This window comes from Cobetia sp. 1CM21F, from assembly GCF_023161745.1.
Taxonomy (GTDB): Bacteria; Pseudomonadota; Gammaproteobacteria; order Pseudomonadales; family Halomonadaceae; genus Cobetia; species Cobetia amphilecti.
The window spans coordinates 75270-95510 of record NZ_JALNTQ010000007.1; the positions used below are offsets into that span (position 1 = coordinate 75270).

The 20241-nt window shown below is 63.9% G+C and carries 16 protein-coding genes; 14 read left to right on the forward strand and 2 right to left on the reverse strand.

What is annotated here, in order from left to right; all coding sequences use genetic code 11:
* Window positions 1–8: 8 nt before the first annotated feature.
* Window positions 9–728, reverse strand: coding sequence for a glutathione S-transferase N-terminal domain-containing protein (locus tag MSG32_RS16795; RefSeq protein ID WP_166020010.1), 720 nt, complete (start codon window positions 726–728; stop codon window positions 9–11).
* A 387-nt stretch (window positions 729–1115) separates the two neighbouring features.
* Here MSG32_RS16795 and MSG32_RS16800 point away from each other — a divergent pair, with 387 nt between their 5' ends.
* Window positions 1116–2675, forward strand: a complete 1560-nt coding sequence (locus tag MSG32_RS16800) for a carbon-nitrogen hydrolase family protein (protein ID WP_166020011.1) — start codon at window positions 1116–1118, stop codon at window positions 2673–2675.
* Window positions 2676–2679: 4 nt separating this feature from the next.
* The gene (locus MSG32_RS16805; protein ID WP_248380916.1) at window positions 2680–3525 is read left to right on the forward strand and encodes a M90 family metallopeptidase; all 846 of its coding nucleotides are present in this window, start codon (window positions 2680–2682) and stop codon (window positions 3523–3525) included.
* 266 nt (window positions 3526–3791) lie between these two features.
* Here MSG32_RS16805 and MSG32_RS16810 read toward each other — a convergent pair whose 3' ends face one another.
* Window positions 3792–4715, reverse strand: a complete 924-nt coding sequence (locus MSG32_RS16810; protein ID WP_248380918.1) for a LysR family transcriptional regulator — start codon at window positions 4713–4715, stop codon at window positions 3792–3794.
* 199 nt (window positions 4716–4914) lie between these two features.
* On the opposite strand from MSG32_RS16810, the gene MSG32_RS16815 reads away from it, so the two are divergent.
* The 12 genes from MSG32_RS16815 (at window position 4915) to MSG32_RS16870 (ending at window position 20068) form a co-directional block, all read left to right on the forward strand.
* The gene (locus MSG32_RS16815; protein ID WP_248380921.1) at window positions 4915–6147 is read left to right on the forward strand and encodes a TauD/TfdA family dioxygenase; all 1233 of its coding nucleotides are present in this window, start codon (window positions 4915–4917) and stop codon (window positions 6145–6147) included.
* A gap of 131 nt (window positions 6148–6278) precedes the next feature.
* The gene (locus MSG32_RS16820; protein ID WP_248380924.1) at window positions 6279–7481 is read left to right on the forward strand and encodes a GGDEF domain-containing protein; all 1203 of its coding nucleotides are present in this window, start codon (window positions 6279–6281) and stop codon (window positions 7479–7481) included.
* A gap of 181 nt (window positions 7482–7662) precedes the next feature.
* Window positions 7663–8220 (forward strand): lipocalin family protein, encoded by a 558-nt coding sequence (locus MSG32_RS16825; protein ID WP_248380926.1) that lies wholly within the window; start codon window positions 7663–7665, stop codon window positions 8218–8220.
* Between the two features lie 287 nt (window positions 8221–8507).
* Window positions 8508–9326, forward strand: a complete 819-nt coding sequence (locus tag MSG32_RS16830; protein ID WP_248380928.1) for a DUF1338 domain-containing protein — start codon at window positions 8508–8510, stop codon at window positions 9324–9326.
* The gene (locus MSG32_RS16835) at window positions 9323–10345 is read left to right on the forward strand and encodes a succinylglutamate desuccinylase (protein ID WP_248380931.1); all 1023 of its coding nucleotides are present in this window, start codon (window positions 9323–9325) and stop codon (window positions 10343–10345) included. The genes MSG32_RS16830 and MSG32_RS16835 overlap by 4 nt, the downstream gene beginning before the upstream one ends.
* 600 nt (window positions 10346–10945) lie before the next feature.
* Window positions 10946–11728, forward strand: coding sequence for an ATP-binding cassette domain-containing protein (locus MSG32_RS16840; RefSeq protein WP_348983987.1), 783 nt, complete (start codon window positions 10946–10948; stop codon window positions 11726–11728).
* Window positions 11729–11903: 175 nt separating this feature from the next.
* On the forward strand, window positions 11904–12728 hold the full coding sequence (locus MSG32_RS16845) for a transporter substrate-binding domain-containing protein (RefSeq protein WP_043334394.1): 825 nt from the start codon (window positions 11904–11906) through the stop codon (window positions 12726–12728).
* 41 nt (window positions 12729–12769) lie between these two features.
* Complete coding sequence (locus tag MSG32_RS16850) at window positions 12770–13486, forward strand: ABC transporter permease (RefSeq protein ID WP_043334396.1); 717 nt, start codon at window positions 12770–12772, stop codon at window positions 13484–13486.
* Between the two features lie 41 nt (window positions 13487–13527).
* A complete protein-coding gene (locus MSG32_RS16855) occupies window positions 13528–14280 on the forward strand; it encodes an ABC transporter permease (RefSeq protein ID WP_043334458.1) in 753 nt (250 codons plus the stop codon).
* Window positions 14281–14529: 249 nt separating this feature from the next.
* Window positions 14530–15294, forward strand: a complete 765-nt coding sequence (locus tag MSG32_RS16860; protein ID WP_153636493.1) for a transporter substrate-binding domain-containing protein — start codon at window positions 14530–14532, stop codon at window positions 15292–15294.
* 299 nt (window positions 15295–15593) lie between these two features.
* Window positions 15594–16877: an efflux RND transporter periplasmic adaptor subunit gene (locus MSG32_RS16865; protein ID WP_248380933.1), complete on the forward strand. Its 1284-nt coding sequence runs from the start codon at window positions 15594–15596 to the stop codon at window positions 16875–16877.
* Window positions 16874–20068, forward strand: a complete 3195-nt coding sequence (locus tag MSG32_RS16870) for a multidrug efflux RND transporter permease subunit (protein WP_248380936.1) — start codon at window positions 16874–16876, stop codon at window positions 20066–20068. Before MSG32_RS16865 ends, MSG32_RS16870 begins: the two co-directional genes overlap by 4 nt.
* The last annotated feature ends 173 nt before the right edge of the window (window positions 20069–20241 follow it).

A 20241-nucleotide genomic window follows, 5' to 3' on the forward strand; every position in this document is an offset into this window, starting at 1 on the left:
ATGCGAGATTACTGCGCAATCTCGCTGGCACGTGGCGCCTTGCGCGCCATGCCGTCGTAGAGATCCATCATGCGCTCGCGCCACTGCACCAGCGGATCACTGGGGTCTTCCGTCTCGCCGAAGGGCGAGGTGTCAGAGACGATATGGGCCCAGATGAAGAAACCGAAGATCAGGTAATCTGCCGCCGCCGGGGCATCACCATCCATGAAAGGCTGATTGGCGAGCAGGCCACGCAGCGGCTTGAAGGCGCTGTCGAGAATGCCGCGCGCGATCTCGACGTTATGGAACTCCTCGAAGGACATGCCGAAGCGGGCTTCACGGGCGCTCTGGAAGTACTCGCGGTCATCCGGGTGAATGGCCTGCACCAGATCCAGCGCCACCAGGCGGAAGAAGCCGACGGCCATGACCTGCTCGGCATAGACCTTGACGAAATTCAGACGCGCCTGCGCCTGGGCATCACCGATCAGCGGGCCATTGCCGGCGTTCGGATAATGCGCGTCCAGATGCTTGAAGATGTCATAGCTGTCCATCGCCACGCCGTGCGCATCCTTGAGCACCGGCACCGTGGTGGAATCGCAGAAGTCGATCGGGCTCTTGTCGGTGAACAGCATCGGCACGAGTTCTGCCTCGATGCCCTTGTGCGCCAGGGCCAGACGTGCGCGCCAGCAGAACGGCGAGAAACGCAGGCGGTCATCACGGCCACGCAATTCATAGAGGACTGGGGTCATGCGGGACTCCTTGGGTGTCATTGAGGTCTGGTGTCACTAAGGCCTGAGGTCATTGGGGCCTGGTGTCTTTCAAGCTTGATATGAACGGCATGACTTCACTGCGCGCGCCCTGCCCTTGGCATTGTTTTGGACGTTGTGCCGCGCAAATGCAAGCAAAATGAGCATTCGTTCAACATCGCACTGAGCGCCACTCAAGGCGCGAAGGCTCGCTCACCCTTGCAGTGACGCGAGGTTGGACCCATTGATGAGGGTTGCGTGACCAGGGCCGGTCATTGACCAAAGGATATTGATGACACCCGGCCTCGACAGCGCGAATAATGGGACCCATCGCTTTCGCGCCAGCCACTTCCTGCCCTGATCCCCTCTTTCATTTTCCAAGGAGTCTCGATGTCCGTCGAAGACCTGCACCTGAACCTGCGCAACCTGCAGGAATCGGACTACCCCCAGCTCAAGCGCCTGATGGACGGCATCTACGACGACATCGGTGGCGCCTGGCCTGAGCACACCATCAACCGCCTGATCGCCGAATTCCCCGATGGCCAGATCGTGATCGAGGATGGCGACAGGCTGGTCGGTGTCGCCCTGACGGCGCTGGTGGATTACGACGCCTTCTCCAACCCGCACAAGTACGACGACCTGATCGGTCAGCGCGAGATCATCCTCAACAAGGAGGATGGCGATGCGCTTTACGGTCTGGATGTGCTGATCGACGTCGACTACCGCGGCTATCGCCTTGGTCGCCGCCTGTACGAGGCGCGCAAGGAGCTGTGCCGCTCGATGAATCTGCGCTCGATTCTGGCCGGCGGGCGCATTCCCCAGTACCACGAATATGCCGCCGAGCTCTCGCCCTCCGAGTACATCGACAAGGTGGAGCGTCGCGAGATCCATGACCCCATCCTGTCGTTCCAGCTGGCCAACGGCTTCCTGGTCAAGCGCCTGCTGCGTCAATATCTGCCGGAAGACGAGGATTCCCAGGGCTACGCCACGCTGCTGGAGTGGAGCAACATCCTGTTCGAGCCCGTCGAGCGCGTGCTGGAAAGTCGCAAGACGATGATTCGCGTCGGCGCCGTGCAGTGGCAGATGCGCAAGTTCGACAGTGTCGAATCCGTGCTGCAACAGGTCGAGTACTACGTCGACGCCCTGTCGGATTACCAGAGTGACTTCGCCGTCTTCCCGGAGCTGTTCAACACGCCGTTGATCGGCCTTTTGGAAGACCAGAGCGACCCGGTGCGCTGCATCCGCTACCTCGCCGGCTTCACCGAGCGCTTCAAGCAGGAAATCTCGCGCATGGCGGTGGCCTACAACATCAACATCGTGGCCGGCTCCATGGTCGAGATCGGTGACGACAACGAGCTCTACAACGTCACCTACCTGTGTCACCGCGATGGCGAGATCGACCGTCAGGCCAAGCTGCACATCACGCCGCAGGAGCGCCGCGACTGGATCATCAAGGGCGGTGACGAGCTGGCCGTGTTCGAGACCGACGCCGGACGCATCGGCATGTTGATCTGCTACGACGTGGAGTTCCCGGAACTGTCGCGTCTGCTGGCCGATCAGGACATGGATATCCTGATGGTGCCGTTCTGGACCGACACCAAGAACAGCTACCTGCGCGTGCGCAACTGCGCCCAGGCGCGTGCCATCGAGAACGAATGCTACGTGGTGGTCTGCGGCAGCGTCGGCAACCTGCCGTCGATCGAGAGCCTCGACATCCAGTACGCCCAGTCAGCGGTGTTCTCGCCGTCGGACTTCTCCTTCCCGCATGACGCGGTGATGGCCGAGACCACGCCGAACACCGAGATGATCATGTTCTCGGATCTCGACCTGGAGCGTCTCAAGGTGGTGCGCAGCGAAGGCTCGGTGACCAATCTGAAGGACCGCCGCAAGGACCTCTTCGAGCTGCGTCTGCGTGACTGGTCGTGGAAGTCCGGCAGCCGTCAGGACTGAGCCGATGACGCACTGGTGGCAACGGCTGTGGCAGCGCTCCAAGCGCCACGGCCGTGACAGCGCAGCCCCCGACGCCGGCGCTGTCTCGACCGCATCGCCAGATGGCGAGACAGCGCCGGATGAGGCGTGGCAGGCAGTCCGTGAGCGCCTGCCGATTCTCGAGGGGCTCGACGCCGAGGCACTGGCGCGTCTTGAGCGGCGCGCCCGCCATCAGCTGAGCGACTGGAAGCTGACCAGCGCCGAACCGCTCGCACCGGTCGAGGCGCTGGCGCTGGCCGCCCAGGCGATGCTGCTGCTCAACGGCTGGGCGCATGCCGAGCGCTGGCAGGACGCCGGCGCTCGCGTACACGAGATCATGCTGCCGCTGCAGGCCATCCGCCGTGAGGTGGAAGAGATGGATGACGCCGGTGTGGTGCATGTCTTCGAGGACACCCGCGCCGGCGAGACCTGGTACCAGGGGCCGGTGGTAGTCACCCGTGAAGACCTCTCCAATAGCGGTGACTGGAGCGGCTTCAACGTGGTGATCCATGAATTCGCCCACAAGCTCGACATGGCCAACGCCACCGATGCCGATGGCTTTCCGCCCCTGCCGCGCCATATCAGCGCGGCGGAGTGGCATACCACCTTCACTGCCGTGTGGGATGACCTGAGCGCGCGCCTGTCACGCGGTGAGCCGACGCCCATCGATGACTACGCCGCCAGCCACCCCGCCGAATGCTTCGCCGTCTGCTGCGAGTATTTCTTCAGCGCACCGGATACGCTCGATGCGGCCTACCCGGCGCTGTATACCCTGCTGGAGCGCTTCTTCCAACAGTCGCCATTGGCGCGCTGCCCGCCGCCTTCCGACTGACCACGCCTGGCAGATCTGACTACACGCTTGGAAGATATGTCCATCCGCTTGGCAGACAAGGCGCCAGCAAGGCGAGGAAATCGCGAGAGAGAAGCGATAGCGGTCGCTTACCGCGCCGGGCACCACCTCAAGCTAACGGTATATCATTCGAAAGCGCATCAGCAGACACGCCGACTCGATCAGCAGTGGCGCAAAAGTGGCGCCTGGATCAGAAGCGGCGCCTGGATCAGAAGCGGCGATTTGGCCAGAAGCGACGCCTGCATCGCTCACTGTGGCTCCGCCAACAGATAATCCCAGATACGCTGCGCGGTGGGCCGCATCGGGCGCTGATTGGAGCGCACCAGCCAGAAGTTCTGCTCGGCGGGGATCGTCAGCGCGAAGACCTGCTCCAGCCCGCCGTTGCCGGACGCCAGCCATTGCCGGAAATGGCCTTCATGCACCAGCGCCACCCCCATGCCGAGACGCGCCATTTCCAGCGTCATCACCTGGGTGTCACAGCTGATGGTGGAGGTCGTCTTCTCCAGCCCCAGTTGATCTGCCGCCACCAGCCAGCGCCGCCAGCCCACCGCGAAGCCTGCGGCATGCAGCAGCGTCATGCCGGCCAGGTCCGCTGCCGTGGTCAGCTGTGCGCTCAGCGCCGGACTCGCCACGACGGCCATTCTCTCCTGCCCTGCCCCCACCTGGATCGCCTCCACCTGTGGCCAGTCGCCCTGGCCGTAGCGCAGCTCGATATCCACCTGCTCGCCATCGAAGTCGCTCTGCCAGAAGGCACTGACCAGACGCAGCGCGATCTCGGGTTGATCACGATGGAAGTTCGCCAGCCGCGGCAACAGCCAGGCCTGCTGGCTCATCGGGGTCGCCCGCAGGCTGACCGGCGCGGCGCGCGAGGGGCCGAAGACTTCCAGCGTGCCTTCCTGCAGACGCTGAAAGCCATCCTGCAGCGCTGGCAACCAGGCCTGACCGGCCGGCGTCAGATTGAGGCTACGGGCGTGACGCACGAACAATGGCTGGCCAAGGCGGTCCTCCAGCTGGCGAATCCGCTGGCTAATGGCCGACTGGGTGACACTCAGCTCCTCGGCGGCACGCGTGAAGCTCATCAGGCGCGCAGCGGCTTCGAAGGCCTGCAACCAGGCCAGCGGCGGCAGGGGGCGCGGCAGGGCATTCGGCGTCGTGGGGGAAGGTTCGTGCATGGCTATCTCGCATCAGAGCATGAAGGTCAATCGGCACACATTAGCTCAGCTAAGTCATGGCCGTCATATTTCGCGTTGGCCAGCCGTGATGACGAGGGGGACAATGGTCTCATTCTCGGGTCACGGCTCGGCCATACGACCCAGCACGCGACACGCGTTGGCTCACCTGCTACTGCACACACGACATAGGACGGCGCCCATGGAGACTCTCATCGCATCTGCCCCTGACACCCAAGACACTGAAGCGTCACAGACACGCCATCAGTGGGACATGAAGGAATACCTGCCCCATCACGAGGGCGCGCCGCTGGTGAAGGCAGACCACGACGAGACCCTGGCGTCACTGGCATGGGCCAGCGGTGAGCAGACCCAACTGCCGCTGATCTGGCTGCGCGACCACTGCGCCTGCGATCTCTGCCGTCATCCGCAGACCTTCGAGCGCACCTTCATGCTGATGGACGACGCGGCCCTGACGGTGCATCAGATGCGTGTCGAGCAGGGCAATCTCGTCGTCGTCTGGCAGGACGGCCACACCAGCCGCTTCGATGCCGGCTGGTTGCTGCAACGTCGTCCGAGTGATGCGCCGCCGGCCACGCCGGTCCCCGCAAGCCAGGCCTGGCAGCAGGGCCATGAGCCTCACGTCACCGCCTTTGCCGATTACATGGCCGGTGGACAGGCGCGCCTGGGCTGGCTGGAAGCGCTGTGCCGCGACGGCTTCGCGATTCTGGATGCCGGCCCGACGGCAGGCGGCGAGATCGACCAGGTGGCCGCGACCATCGGCCCGATCCGCGCGACCAACTTCGGTGGCCGTTTCGAGGTTTTCTCCAAGCAGGCGCCCAACAATGCCGCCTACACGCCGATCGCGCTGGAGCTGCACACCGACCTGCCCAACTGGCGTCAGCCGCCGGACATCCAGATGCTCTATTGCCTGGCCAATGAGGCCGAAGGCGGTGACTCCATCTTCGGAGACGGCATGGCGGTCGCCGAAGCCCTGCGCGAGCGGGACCCGCAGGCCTTCAGGCTGCTGGCCGAGACCCCGGTGGACTTCCGCTTTGCCGACGAGACCACCGACCTGGTGGTGCGCGAGCCGGTGATCCACCTGGATGCCAACGACAAGGTCATCGAGGTGCGCTTCAACAACTGGATCCGCGACAGCCTGCGCCTGCCGCTGGAACAGATGCAGGCCTGGTACAGCGCCTATCGCCAGTACTGGAGCATCCTGCGGGAACCGGCCTTCCGCCTGCATCTCAAGCTGGAAGCCGGCCAGATGGTGGCCTTCGACAACCGCCGCGTGATGCACGGCCGCAAGTCCTTCGACCCGACGACCGGCCGCCGCCACCTGCAGGGCTGCTATGTGGATTACGACATGGTGGAATCCGCGCTGCGCGTCACGGCGCGCCAGCTGGCCGGTGCCAACCTCACTCAGTCGTGAGCACGAAAGACCTCATGCCGCGGAGTACTTGAAATAGCGTTGAACCGCAGGCAAAGGTTGCGGCGGTTCCTCCAGGGCATACCACGCAAGGCAGTGGCATCCTGAGAGTCTGGCAACTCAGGTATCGCCCCATGAATCCCATGACACTCTGCTTTGCGGATGACACCCTGGAACGACGTTATCGGCGTCGACAGATCGAGACCTCACACAAGCTCAGCCGGATCACCATCCCGCTGAGCTGTCTGCTGTTCGCGTCCTATGGGCTGATCGAGCTCAGTCTGCTGGAGCACTACGAGCCCTACCTGCTGCTGCGCACCAGCGTTCTGATCGGCGTGTTGGGCCTGTTCCTGCTGTCACGCCTCCCGCGTTTCCGACACCACGTCAACGGCATCCTGTGCCTGGCCTCGCTGGTGGCAGCGCTGGGGACGCTGGCGATGTTCCATGTGGGGGACGGTCACGCCGGAGAGCACCTGGTGGAGAGCCACGCCGCCGGACAGCATGAGGACGAGCATGGTGACTTCCCGGTCTACTTCGTCGCCCTGTTGCTGGTGGTCTTCTGGACCTACACCCTGCTGGGACTGCAGTTCATCTATGCCATGGCCTGCGGACTGCTGATATGGATGGGCTGCACCGTCAGCTGCGCGCTGATGCATCTTGGCTCCGATACACTAGTGGAGGTCAACGAGGCTTTCTTCATGATGGCCGTCAATATGCTGGCAGGCCTTAGCGCCTACTCGCGCGAGCGCCAGAGCCGGCAACTCTTCCTGCATGAATGCCATATCACCGGCGAGCGGGACGATCTGCGCGACCATGCGATGTGCGATTCGCTCACAGGGCTGCTCAACCGGCGCGCCCTGCTGACACGCCTCGACCAGATACTCGATATCCAGACCCCCGGCACGGTGCAGGCCGCGCTGTTCATCGACCTCGATGGCTTCAAGCCCGTCAATGACCGCCACGGCCATGCCATCGGCGATGAGGTGCTGCGCATCACCGGCGAGCGCCTGGGCAACACCCTGCGCGGCAACGATATCGTCGGTCGCCTGGGCGGCGATGAATTTCTGGTGCTGATCAGCCGTGAGGGCAACGGCCGCAAGGGCCCGGAGCAGCTGGCGGAACGTCTGATCGACGCCATCAGCCGTCCCATCACGCTGGAAGTCGATGGTGAACCGCTGATCATCGCCGTCAGTGCCAGCATCGGCATCAGCCTGTTCCCCTTCTCGGGCGCCACGCCGGAAACGGTCATCGCGCGCGCCGACAGCGCCATGTACGAGGCCAAGCAACGCGGGCGGGGCGTCGTCGTCACCGGCAATCCGCTCCGCCTGGTACTGTGACGCTCGACGCTCGATGCTCGACGTCTCCTCGAGCATGTCGCCGCGCCACCCTCCCTCTTGAGACAGCGGCAGACGCCCCAATGAGACAAGGATGCCGTTTCGTCCTTTTTCTCATGACCCGCATCACGCCAGAACGCCCCACGACTCATCAATGGGGCGTCCTGGCGCATGGAGCCTGCCAATGACACGCCTGCCGCATCTTGCCTTCTCTCTACTCGGTCTCGGTCTCCTCGGCGGCTGCGCCGGAGTCCCGTCCGGCACCCAGCCCGTCGAGAACTTCGAGCTCGAACGTTACTACGGCGAATGGCACGAGATCGCCCGCCTGCCCAACAGCTTCGAGGAGGGCCTGAGCTGCGTCAGTGCCGATTACTCGCCCCGCGAGGACGGCGGCGTGCGCGTCATCAATCGCGGCTACAACGCCGAGCAAGGGCAATGGAGCCAGGCCGAAGGTCGTGCCTACTTCACTCAGGGCAGCGAGACGGCGGCCCTCAAGGTCAGCTTCTTCGGCCCCTTCTATGGCGGTTACAACGTGTTGGCGCTGGATGACGACTATCAGTGGTCGCTGGTGGCCGGCGCCGATCGCGACTACCTGTGGATACTGGCGCGTGAGCCGCAGCTGGATGACGACACCTATCAGGCGCTGGTCGAGCAGGCCGCCGAGCTCGGCTTCGCGACCGACGCGCTGATCAAGGTCGAACAGGGCAACGCCTGCCCCTCTCCTGATGACACCGAACGCTGACACCGATAGCTGACACCGAATCCGTTCCCAAGACCCAAGGCCTGACACCAAGGCCTGACACCAAGGTCTAAACCGGCGCGTGACGTTTATATGGTGCGGACAGCCGCTTTCATCCAACCGACCTCGCATCTTGTCACGCGCGCGTGGCTCGCCAATGGTGAGCTGACAATCTTCCGGGGTAGCGCCTCGCCGAGTGCGCTGCCCTGATGCCAATCGTTTGATGCTGTCGCCCAGTGCCAGTGACGCCTCGCTGCACTGGGCAACTCAGTTCAGAGGGAGCCCGTGCCATGGATATCCAGCAGTTCTTCAGCGCCCTGTGGGATGACTACGTCGCCATGACGCCCCAGGCCCAAAAGATCCAGGATGCCTTCATCGCTGACGGCGAGACCATCGTCAACGACCACGTCGCCTTCCGCACCTTCGATCGCGGGCCGATCACCCTGAGCGCGCTGGAACCTCACCTGCTGGCGTTGGGCTATACCCGCTTCGCACCTTATGATTTCCGCGAGAAGAAACTGCGCGCCTTCGGCTATCTGCCGCCGTCACCCGACATGCCGCGCGTCTTCCTCTCCGAGCTGAAATGCCATGAGCTGTCCGAGCGCGCCCAGGCGATCATCGATGGCCTGGTCAGCCAGATCTCGCCGGATGCCGCCACCCAACCCTCCGTGCTGTGGTCGGGCCGCCTGTGGAAAGCGCCCAGTTTCGAGCAGTATCAACGCCTGATGGAAGAGAGCGAGTATGCGGCCTGGCTGTCGATCATCGGCCTGCGCGCCAACCACTTCACCATCAGCGTCAACGCGCTCAGCCATCACGACACCCTCGACAAGGTGCTGACGCGCGTCGAGTCGCTTGGCCTTGGCATCAATCCGGCCGGAGGGCGCATCAAGGGCTCGCCCGCGGTGCTGCTGGAGCAGGCCTCCACCCTTGCCGACCGCCAGACCTTCACCTTCGCCGGGGGCGATGAGCATGAGATCTCCACCTGCTACTACGAATTCGCGCGCCGCTATCCCGACGCCAATGGCGAGCTGTATCAGGGCTTCGTGGCGGCCAGCGCCGACAAGATCTTCGAATCCACCAATGTTCGCCAGGAGCCGACTGCCTCGTGATTGCCGACTGGCTAGACCTGACACTCGAAGGCCACGCCAGCGCCCGTGGCATGGGCCGTATTCCCGGCGGTCGCTATGAGATCGTCGCGCCCGGCGTGCTGGAGATCACCCCCGACGTCACGGGGCCCAAGGCGCGCCCGTGCGTGATCTCCGCCGGCATCCACGGCAACGAGACCGCCCCCATCGAGCTGCTCGGTGAGCTGATCGCGGGCCTGGAGAGCGGCCATCTGATCGTCGGGGCGCCGCTGTTGCTGATTCTGAGCAACCTGCCCGCCATCCGCAGTGGCGAGCGCTTCATCACCACCAATCTCAATCGGCTGTTCAAGCGCGCCGAGGCCAGCGTCACGGGCAACGACTGTCCGTCCGATGATGAGCCGGCGCGCGCGCGTCAGCTGATGGCGGCCGTGGACACCTTCTATGCTCGCTTCCCGCTGGCCGAGGGCACGCGCCGCCTGCACTACGACATGCACACCGCCATCCGCGACAGCCTCTATCCGCGCTTCGCGGTGGTGCCCTTCAGTGATGGCGACGCCATCAGCGCATCGCAGTGGCCGATATTGAGCGCCGCCGGCATCCAGGCCGTGCTGCACCAGCATCAGCACAGCTGGACCTTCTCGCACTATTCGCGCCACTACCATGATGCCGACGCCTTCACGCTGGAGCTGGGTCAGGTTCGCCCGTTCGGCGCCAACGACATGGCAGCACTCGCACCGATGAAAGCCCTGCTCGCGGCGCTGGCGACCGGCACGGCACCCGCCGAAGCAGACCCTGAGGCCATCGACTACTTCACGGTGGAAGTGGAACTGATGCGTCAGTCAGCCGACTTCACGCTGTGCTTCAGCGAGGATGTCGCCAACTTCACCGCCTTCGCCCCCGGCAGCGTGGTGGCCGAAGACGCCGCTGCTGGCCCCTGCATCATCGGCGATACGCCACTGCGGGTGGTGTTCCCCAACGCGAAGGTGGAGATAGGCGCCCGCGCCGCCCTGCTGCTGGCCGAGAGCTCGACACCGACAGACTGAGTCACCAGACACTGAACAAACCGGCACTGAGCCACAAGCGCCGGCGTTCTGCCCGCCCATCCCCCTCAGGGCGCAGCAAGATGCCGGCGCGATTGCACTGACGAAAGCCTTACTACAACGACAACAGGCGACCTTGATCATGAAGACTCCTCCCCCACGGCCGGACGGCATCCGCGTGCGTCCTTGCACGCTCCACCAAAGTCGTAACATTCCTCCACGCCAGATAGCGGTGAACCCTGCGTTGAGCTGGTAGAATCGGCCCCCTTTCCCGTCCACGACATGCAAGCACAGGCATTTTTCGCCTGTTGTAGACGGTCACTGGCAGCGAGAACGACGATCAATCGGACTGATCGTGAGGAACTGGCCATGCCCCTGACGGCATTCTCCGCCACTCCTCCCGTGCCACGCCTTGCCGCCTCATCACGTCTGCGTCGCGCAAGTCAGCGAGCGACAGTGAAAGGCAGTCCCAGGCAGCCGTGCCATGTCGGCAACGAACCTGTATCCCGAGCCCGACCGCCCCGCGGCGGACTCGTGGCGTGTCATTGCCCCCAGGGCTGGCAACGTCCGGATTGGAGTAACTGCATGACCATGAGATCTTCCGTGGCCGAGAGCCCGAGCAGCGACGCGCTGCCTCTCGAGGTCCGCAACATCACCAAGTCCTTCGGCACCAATCAGGTGCTCAAGGGCTTGTCACTGCAAGCACGCAAGGGCGATGTCATCACCCTGATCGGCGCGTCCGGTTCCGGCAAGAGCACCTTTCTGCGCTGCATGAACCTGCTGGAGCAGCCGGACGGCGGCGATATCTTCGTGCATGGCGAGCAGATCGGCTTCAAGGAAAGCCGCCGTGGCCGCGAACCGATGGACTGGCGTCAGGTCGAGCGCATGCGCGCGCGCCTGTCGATGGTGTTCCAGGGCTTCAACCTGTGGTCGCACATGACGCTGCTGGAAAATGTCATCGAGGCGCCGATCCACGTGCTCGGCAAGCCGAAGAAGGAAGCCATCGCCCACGCACGCAGTCTGCTGGACCGCGTCGGCCTGCTCGAGCGCGCCGACTACTATCCGGCGCAGATGTCCGGTGGCCAGCAGCAGCGCGGCGCCATCGCACGCGCGCTGGCGATGGAGCCGGAGGTGATGCTGTTCGACGAGCCGACCTCGGCCCTCGACCCGGAACTGGTCGGTGACGTGCTCAATGTCATGCGTGACCTGGCCGAGGAAGGCCGCACCATGGTGGTGGTGACCCACGAGATGAGCTTCGCGCGTGATGTCTCGAGCCAGGTGGTCTACCTGCATCAGGGACTGGTCGAGGAAGCCGGCAAGCCGGAAGACGTGCTGGGCAATCCCCAGTCGGAGCGCCTCAAGCAGTTCCTGGCGCCCAAGTACTGACAAAGCGCCCTGATCACCAGTACTGATGAATGGCCCTTGGCCCATCACTGAGCCTACCGCTCGGCCTGTGGCACATCCCGGCACGGTGATCCCGTGACCGGCACATGATTCAGCACCGCGAGCGCCACGCCAACGGCAGGCCTCGAGGTGTTCAAGACTTCAGGAATGACAAGTAATGAAACAGTTCGCGACACGTGCCCTGCTGGGCCTCACCCTCGGCCTCTCCACCTTCGCCATCACCACCAGCGCCGCTCAGGCGGCCGATGTGCCGGACCCGCTGCGCCTGGGCATCGACGTGCCCTACGCGCCCTTCGGCTACAAGCTGCCCAGCGGTGAGCTGACCGGTTTCGAGATCGAACTGGGCAACGCCATCTGCGCCCAGCTCGCCACTCATTGCGAATGGACCGAGCAGGACTTCGACGGCATCATCCCGGGCCTGATGGCGCGCAAGTACGACGTCATCATGTCGGCGCTGACCATCAACCCGGAGCGTGAGCGTCAGGTGCTGTTCTCCGAGCCCTACTTCACGCCGCCGTCCGGCTGGTTCGTCAAGGCGGACAGCCCGCTGGCGGGCGCGGATACCCTGGATGCCGAGGCGCTCGCGGGCAAGGTGATCGGGGTGCAGCGCGGCAACCTGCAGGATCACTACGTCACCGACCTCTACGGCCGCACGGCAGAAGTGCGCCGCTACACCAAGCTCGATGACCTGGTGCTGGACATGGACAGCGGCCGCGTCGATGTCGCCTTCCTGGACCTGCCGGTCGGTCAGGACACCCTGGTCAACGCCAACGACGGCAACTTCGTCAACACCGGCAGCGCCATCAGCGAGCCGAAGAAGTACTTCGGCGACGGCTTCGGCATCGCCATGAAGAAGCGCGACCGCGACCTCAAGAAGGCCATCGATGGTGCCCTGGAAGCGCTCAAGGCCGATGGCACGCTCAAGCGTCTCAACGACAAGTACTTCGCCAGCGCCGCCACTGCGTCCGACAACCACCAGTAAGCCGCTGAACGGGTTATTCGGCGCTTCACGGGAGATTTCCCATGATTGACCTACAAGGCTACGGGCCCAGCCTGCTGGAAGGTGCCTGGGTCACGGTGCAGCTGGCCGTGCTGGCCCAGCTGCTGGCCATCGCGCTGGGGCTATTGACGGCGACGGCCAAGATGTCGCGTTCCACGCCTCTGCGCTGGCTCGCGACGCTCTACACCACCATCATCCGCGGCGTCCCGGACATCGTGCTGATGCTGCTGCTGTTCTTCGGCGGCCAGATCGGCATCAACATGGTCACCGACTGGCTGTACGACAGCTACGACATCGACGTCTTCGTCAATGTCGATGAGTTCACTGCCGGCGTCGTCACCATCGGCTTCATCTTCGGTGCCTACATGGGCGAGACCTTCCGTGGCGCCTTCATGGCGGTGGATGCCGGGCAGATCGAGGCCGGGCGTGCCTATGGCATGAACGACTGGAAGGTCTTCAAGCGCATTCGCTTCCCGCTGATGATGCGCCACGCCCTGCCGGGGCTGGGCAACAACTGGATGGTGCTGCTCAAGACCACCGCCCTGGTGTCGGTGATCGGGCTGGTCGACATGGTGCGTGTCGCCAGTGAGGCTGCCAAGGCGACCCACGAGCCTTTCACCTTCCTGTTGCCGGTCGCGGCGGGCTATCTGCTGATCGCCACCGTGTCCGAATGGGGGCTGGCACGTCTCAAGAAGCGCTATAACGCCGGATTCGGGGAGGCCAGCGCATGGAACAACTGAATGATGCAGGCTCCTCAGGCGTCATCGCCCAGCTGGGCCAGATGCTCGAGGATGCGCTGAGCGACAACTACATCTTTACCGCGACCACTCTGTGGCACTACTGGGAAGGGCTGGTCACCACCGTGCAGCTGGTGTGCCTGGCGCTGCTCATCGGCCTGATACTGGCCGTGCCGCTGGCGATCCTGCGCGGCTCGCGTCGTCGCTGGGTGAAGATGCCGGTCTATCTCTACACCTACGTCTTCCGCGGCACGCCACTGCTGATCCAGCTCTACCTGATCTACTACGGCGTGGTGTTCTTCGACGGCTTCGACATCTCGCTGGGCGTGACCAGCGTGCATGTGCCCAGCATCCAGGAGACCTGGCTGTGGGATTACTTCCGTGATCCCTTCGTGCCGGCGCTGCTGGCCTTCGTGCTCAATACCGCGGCCTACACCACCGAGATCTTCCACGGTGCCATCCAGTCCACCCCCAAGGGCGAGATGGAGGCAGCGCGTGCCTACGGCATGTCACGTGGCAAGATGATGCGTCGCATCATTCTGCCCAGTGCCTTCCGCCGGGCGCTGCCGGCCTACGGCAATGAAGTCATCTTCATGCTGCATGCCAGTGCCATCTGCAGCGTGGTGACGCTTCTGGACCTCACCGGCGCCGCGCGTGACATCTACGCACGCTTCTACGCGCCCTTCGAGGCCTTCCTGTTCGTCGCCGCCATCTACCTGTGTCTGACCTTCACCATCATTGCCATATTCCGGCAACTGGAGAAACGCCTGCTGGCGCACTTGAAACCGTTAAGCTGAACGTCAAAAGCGCCCTTTGTAGGGCGCTTTTTTCATATCAGGATATAACGGCAGGAATTCATCTCGTTTAACGACCGTTTGAATTTGTCCATTGACCCTCTTCACCACAGCCTCGGTCTGGGCTAGTGTGGAGCCACTGGCATGACACGCCCCCTTATGTCCGCGGCTCAGATGGCTGGTGTTCAGGAGGGAGTGTCTGATGCCACTGATCAGCCAGTATGACCAACAACAATGATGGATGGGACTGACATGAAGAAGCTTCTGGGAATCTCCCTGCTGGGTGCAGCATTGATGGCCGGTGGCGCTCAGGCGGCCGAATCGCTGCGCATCGGCGTCGACGTGCCCTACGAGCCGATGGAATACAAGACGCCCGACGGTGAGCTGACCGGTTTCGATATCGAACTGGGCAATGCCATCTGCGCGAAGATCAACCGCGACTGCGAGTGGGTCATCCAGGCGTGGGACGGCATCATTCCCGGCCTGATGGCGCGCAAGTACGACGCCATCATGTCCTCGATGACCATCAATGAGGAACGCCGCGAGAAGGTGCTGTTCTCCGACACCTACATCACCCCGCCGTCCGCCTGGTTCGCCCCGTCCGACAGCGAGCTGAGCGCCACCTCCCAGGAAGCCCTGGCTGACAAGGCCATCGGCGTGCAGCGCGGCACCCTGCAGGACAACTACGTCACCGATCTCTACGGCAAGAATGCCGAGGTCAAGCGCTACACCACCGCCGATGACCTGGTGCTGGACATGGAAGCGGGTCGCCTCGACATCGCCTTCCTCGACTTCCCGGTCGGCAAGTCCACCCTGATCGACGGCGGCAACGGCAACTACAAGGCCGTCGGTGAAGTGGTCACCGAGCCCAAGAAGTACTTCGGCGACGGCTTCGGTATCGCCATGCGCAAGCGTGACAAGGACCTGGCCGAGCAGATCAACGGCGCCCTGGCCGAGCTGAAGGCCGATGGCACCTACGACACCATCCACACCAAGTACTTCGGCGAGAAGCAGTAAGGTCTCCTCAAGCGGCATGCCAGCCATGCCGTGATGCCTGTGCCGAGATGCCTGTGCCGAGATGCCTGCACAGTGAGTTGAGCGGCAGCAGACGCAAGTGACATGTACGACAACAAGCCCCGCTGGCATTCGCCGCGGGGCTTTTGCGTTGACCCTTGCTCAAGCGCAGCAGTCAGCCAGCGCGCCATCTGCACAATTGGTGCATATTCAGAATCAAAGCGGTGTGCTCCAAGGGGCTTATCCGTCGCAGGCCGGCTCTCTAGGATGCCGAGCCAACTATCCTGCAACGGAAAATTCCCATGTCGAGACTGAACTTACGTCCGGCGCGCCTTCCTCGTATCGCTTCTTCCCTGCTGCTGACCCTTGGCGGCCTTCTGGCGCTCAGTGCCTGCAGCGAGGGCAACAGTGAAGAAAACGGCAACGCGCAACAGACTCCCCCGACGATGGAAGTCGTCGCCGCCCAGTCGCAGCCGGTCGCGGCTTGGCATACCTACACCACACGTCTGGAATCTCCCCAGCGCGTGCAACTGCGCCCACGCGTGAGCGGCGAAGTCGAAGAAGTGCTGTTCACCGAAGGCAGTCAGGTAAGCGCCGGCACGCCGCTGGTGCGTCTTGATCAACGCCCCTTCAAGGCCGAGGTCCAGCGTCTGGAAGCGGAAGTCGCACGCATCAAGGCTGAGCTGGCCAATGCCCGCAGCGAGTCCGGTCGCGCCGCCAGTCTGGTCAAGCGCAACCTGATCTCGCGCGAGGAAGCCGATTCGCGCAGCACAACCGCCACCGGCCTCAATGCACAGCTCAAGGGCGCCATCGCCCAGCTGGAGCGTGCCCGTCTGGATCTGGACTACGCCACCATCCGCGCCCCGATCGATGGCCGCCTGTCCAATGCGCGCATCACGCGTGGCAACACCGTGCAGGCTGGCCAGAGCGTGCTGACCACGCTGGTCGAGACCCGCCAGCTGGACGCCTATATCGACATCAGCGAGCTGACCTGGAACCAGGACTTCGCGAACGTCAGCGCCGATGACCACCTGCCGGTCGAACTGCAGCTGGCCGGTCAGCAGGATTTCCCCTTCCACGGTGAGCTCGACTTCATCGACAACAGTGTCGACATCGATACCGGCACCTTGCGCATCGGCACCACCTTCAATGCCGATGATCCCGCTCTGCGTCCGGGTGCCTTCGCGCGCCTGCGTATCGCCTCACCCGAGATCCGTGATGCCGTACTGATTCCGGAACGCGCCATCGGCACCGATCTGGACCGTCAGTTCGTGCTGGTGGTCGGTGAGGACAACACCCTCGCCTACCGCGGCATCACCACCGGCCCGCGCTTCGGCCCGCTGCGTGCCGTCACCGATGGCCTGGCCGCCGGTGACCGCGTGCTGGCCGCGGGGCCTGCCAAGGCAGGTCCGGGCATGCCGATCACCCCCAAGCTGGTCGAGATGCCCGATGACGGTGCCCTCAAGGCACTCGCCGCGCGTATCTCGCGCCTGCAGCAGACCGCCCAGCCGCTGGATCAGGACAACGACCAGGACGCCGCGACACTGGCCGAGGCTGACCGTCAGGCAGCCGGAGGCCGTTCGTGAATATCTCCAGCTTCTTCATCAAGCGCCCGGTCTTCGCCGCGGTGCTGTCGATCCTGATCGTCATCTCCGGGATGCTGTCGCTGTTCCAGCTGCCCATCTCCGAGTATCCGGAAGTCGTGCCGCCCACCGTGGTGGTGCGCGCCAACTACCCGGGTGCCAACCCCGAAGTCATCGGGGCCACCGTCGCCACGCCGCTGGAGCAGGAAATCACCGGCGTCGAAAGCATGCTGTACATGGATTCCCAGGCGACCTCCGACGGCAACCTGACCCTGACGGTGACCTTCGCGCTGGGCACTGACCTGGACAAGGCCCAGGTGCAGGTGCAGAACCGTGTGGCCCGCGCCACGCCGCGACTGCCGCAGGAGGTGCAGCAGCTCGGCATCACCACCGAGAAGGCCTCGCCCAACCTGACGATGGTGGTCCACCTGACTTCCCCGGATGGCCGCTATGACCAGCTGTGGCTGTCCAACTACGCGCGCCTGAACCTGAAGGACAATCTCGCCCGCCTCGAGGGGGTCGGCGACGTGCAGCTGTTCGGTGCCGGCGAGTACTCGATGCGCGTGTGGCTCGACCCGGACGCCGTGGCGGCGCGGGGCCTGTCTGCCGGTGACATCATCAGTGCCCTGCGGGCCCAGAATCAGCAGGTCGCCGCCGGTTCCGTCGGTGCCCAGCCCTCGCCTGACGACAACCAGTTCCAGCGCCTGCTCAATGTGCGGGGCCGCCTGGAGAGCGCCGAGGAATTCGAGAACATCGTCATCCGTGTCGATGAAGACGGCCGTCTGACACGCCTGGAGGATGTGGCGCGCGTCGAACTGGGCGCCGACAGCTATTCGCTGCGCGCGCAGCTGGATGGCAAGGACGCCGTGGCGATGCCGATCTTCCAGCGTCCCGGCTCGAATGCCATCGCGCTGTCGGATTCCGTGCGCGAGAGCATGAGCGAGATGTCCGAGGCCTTCCCGGATGGCGTCAGCTACGACATCGTCTACGACCCGACGGTCTTCGTGCGCGGCTCCATCGAGGCGGTCATCGACACCCTGTTCGAGGCCATCCTGCTGGTCGTGATCGTGGTGATCCTGTTCCTGCAGACCTGGCGGGCCTCGATCATTCCGCTGATCGCGGTACCGGTCTCGCTGATCGGCACGTTTGCGGTCATGCAGCTGATGGGCGTGTCGATCAATACGCTGTCGCTGTTCGGGCTGGTGCTCGCCATCGGTATCGTCGTCGATGACGCCATCGTGGTGGTGGAGAATGTCGAGCGCAACATCGAGCTGGGCCACTCGCCCATCGAGGCCACCCAGATCGCCATGCGTGAGGTGACCGGCCCGATCATCGCCATCGCGCTGGTACTGACGGCGGTATTCGTGCCGACGGCCTTCATCAGCGGCCTGAGCGGTCAGTTCTACAAGCAGTTCGCGCTGACCATCACCATCTCGACGCTGATCTCGGCCTTCAACTCGCTGACGCTGTCACCGGCGCTGTCGGCTCTGCTGCTCAAGCCCCACGGTGCCAAGCCTGACTGGCTGACCCGCGTCATCGATGGCCTGTTCGGGCGCTGGCTGTTCGCGCCGTTCAACCGCGCCTTCAGTGCGATGGCCAACGGCTATACCGGCCTGATCAAGAAGCTGCTGCGCTTCGGTGTCATCGTCGGCCTGCTGTATGTCGTGCTGCTCGGCGCCACCGGCAAGCTGTTCGACAGCGTGCCCGGCGGCTTCATCCCGGGGCAGGACAAGCAGTACCTGGTCGCGATGGCCCAGCTGCCGGACGCCGCCAGCCTCGACCGCACCTCCGAGGTCATCGACGAGATGCAGGCACTGGCGCTGGACACACCGGGCGTGGCGCACACCGTGGCCTTCCCGGGGCTCTCCGTGAACGGCTTCGTCAATGCCTCCAACTCCGGCATCGTGTTCGCGACCCTGGCGGACTTCGATGAGCGACAGTCGCCCGAGCTTTCCGGTCAGGCGATCGCCGCTCAGCTGAACCAGAAATTCGCGGGGATCGACGAGGCCTTCGTCGCCGTCTTCCCGCCGCCACCGATTCTGGGCCTGGGCACTACGGGGGGCTTCAAGTTGCAGCTGCAGGACCGCGGCAACAAGGGCTTCGATGAGCTGTTCTCCGCCGTGCAGACCATCACCGCCAAGGGCAACGCTGACCCGCGTCTGAGCAGTGTCTACTCCAGCTTCCGCATCCAGGTGCCGCAGTACGACATCGATCTGGATCGCGAGCAGGCGATGATCATGGGCGTGCCGGTGGAACGTGCCTTCGAGACTCTGCAGGTGTACATGGGCTCGCTGTACGTCAATGACTTCAACCGCTTCGGGCGTACCTATCAGGTGCGCGCCCAGGCCGAGCAGTCGGCGCGTCTCGACCCGGATGACATCCGCAACCTCAAGGTGCGCAGCGACAACGGCCGCATGATTCCGCTGGGCAGCTTCGTCAAGGTGACACCGACCACCGGCCCGGACCGCGTGATGCACTACAACACCTTCGTCAGCGCCGATATCAACGGCTCGCCGGCGCCGGGCGTCTCCAGCGATCAGGCCAAGGCCGCCATCGAGGAAGTGCTGGCCGGCAACCTGCCACAGGGGATCGGCTACGAGTGGACGGAGGTGACCTACCAGCAGGTGCTGGCCGGCAACACCATGATCTACATCTTCCCGCTGGTGGTATTGCTGGTGTTCCTGGTGCTGGCCGCCCAGTACGAGAGCTGGTCGCTGCCGCTGGCGATCATCCTGATCGTGCCGATGACACTGCTGTCGGCGCTGGCCGGTGTCTGGCTGACGGGGGGCGACAACAACATCTTCACGCGCATCGGCTTGATCGTGCTGGTGGCGCTGGCGTGCAAGAACGCGATCCTGCTGGTCGAGTTCGCTCGTGAGCAGCAGCATGCTGGCCAGAGTCGTCTGGACGCCGTGCTGACGGCCTGTCGCCTGCGCCTGCGCCCCATCCTGATGACGTCGGTGGCCTTCACCGCGGGCGTGGTGCCGCTGGTACTGGCCACCGGTGCCGGCAGCGAGATGCGGCAGGCGATGGGCGTGGCGGTGTTCTCCGGCATGATCGGCGTCACCGTGTTCGGTCTGCTGCTGACACCGCTGTTCTATGTCGGTATCCGTCGCCTGGTCGAGAAACGTGAAGCGCATCAGGACGCTGTCACGCCGGACAGCAATGCCGAGTCAGGCCGCCACAGTCATTGATACGACTACTGATACGGCCACTGAGCCATCCACTGATACGACCACTCTGCCGAGAGATCGAGGACAGGCAAACGCCACGGGGCGTCGCGGCTTCAGTAACCACTGAAGCATTGACTCCCCGTTGGCAACACTGCCATTCCGTTCGTGGCATGTTTACTGCTCACGACTCTCGG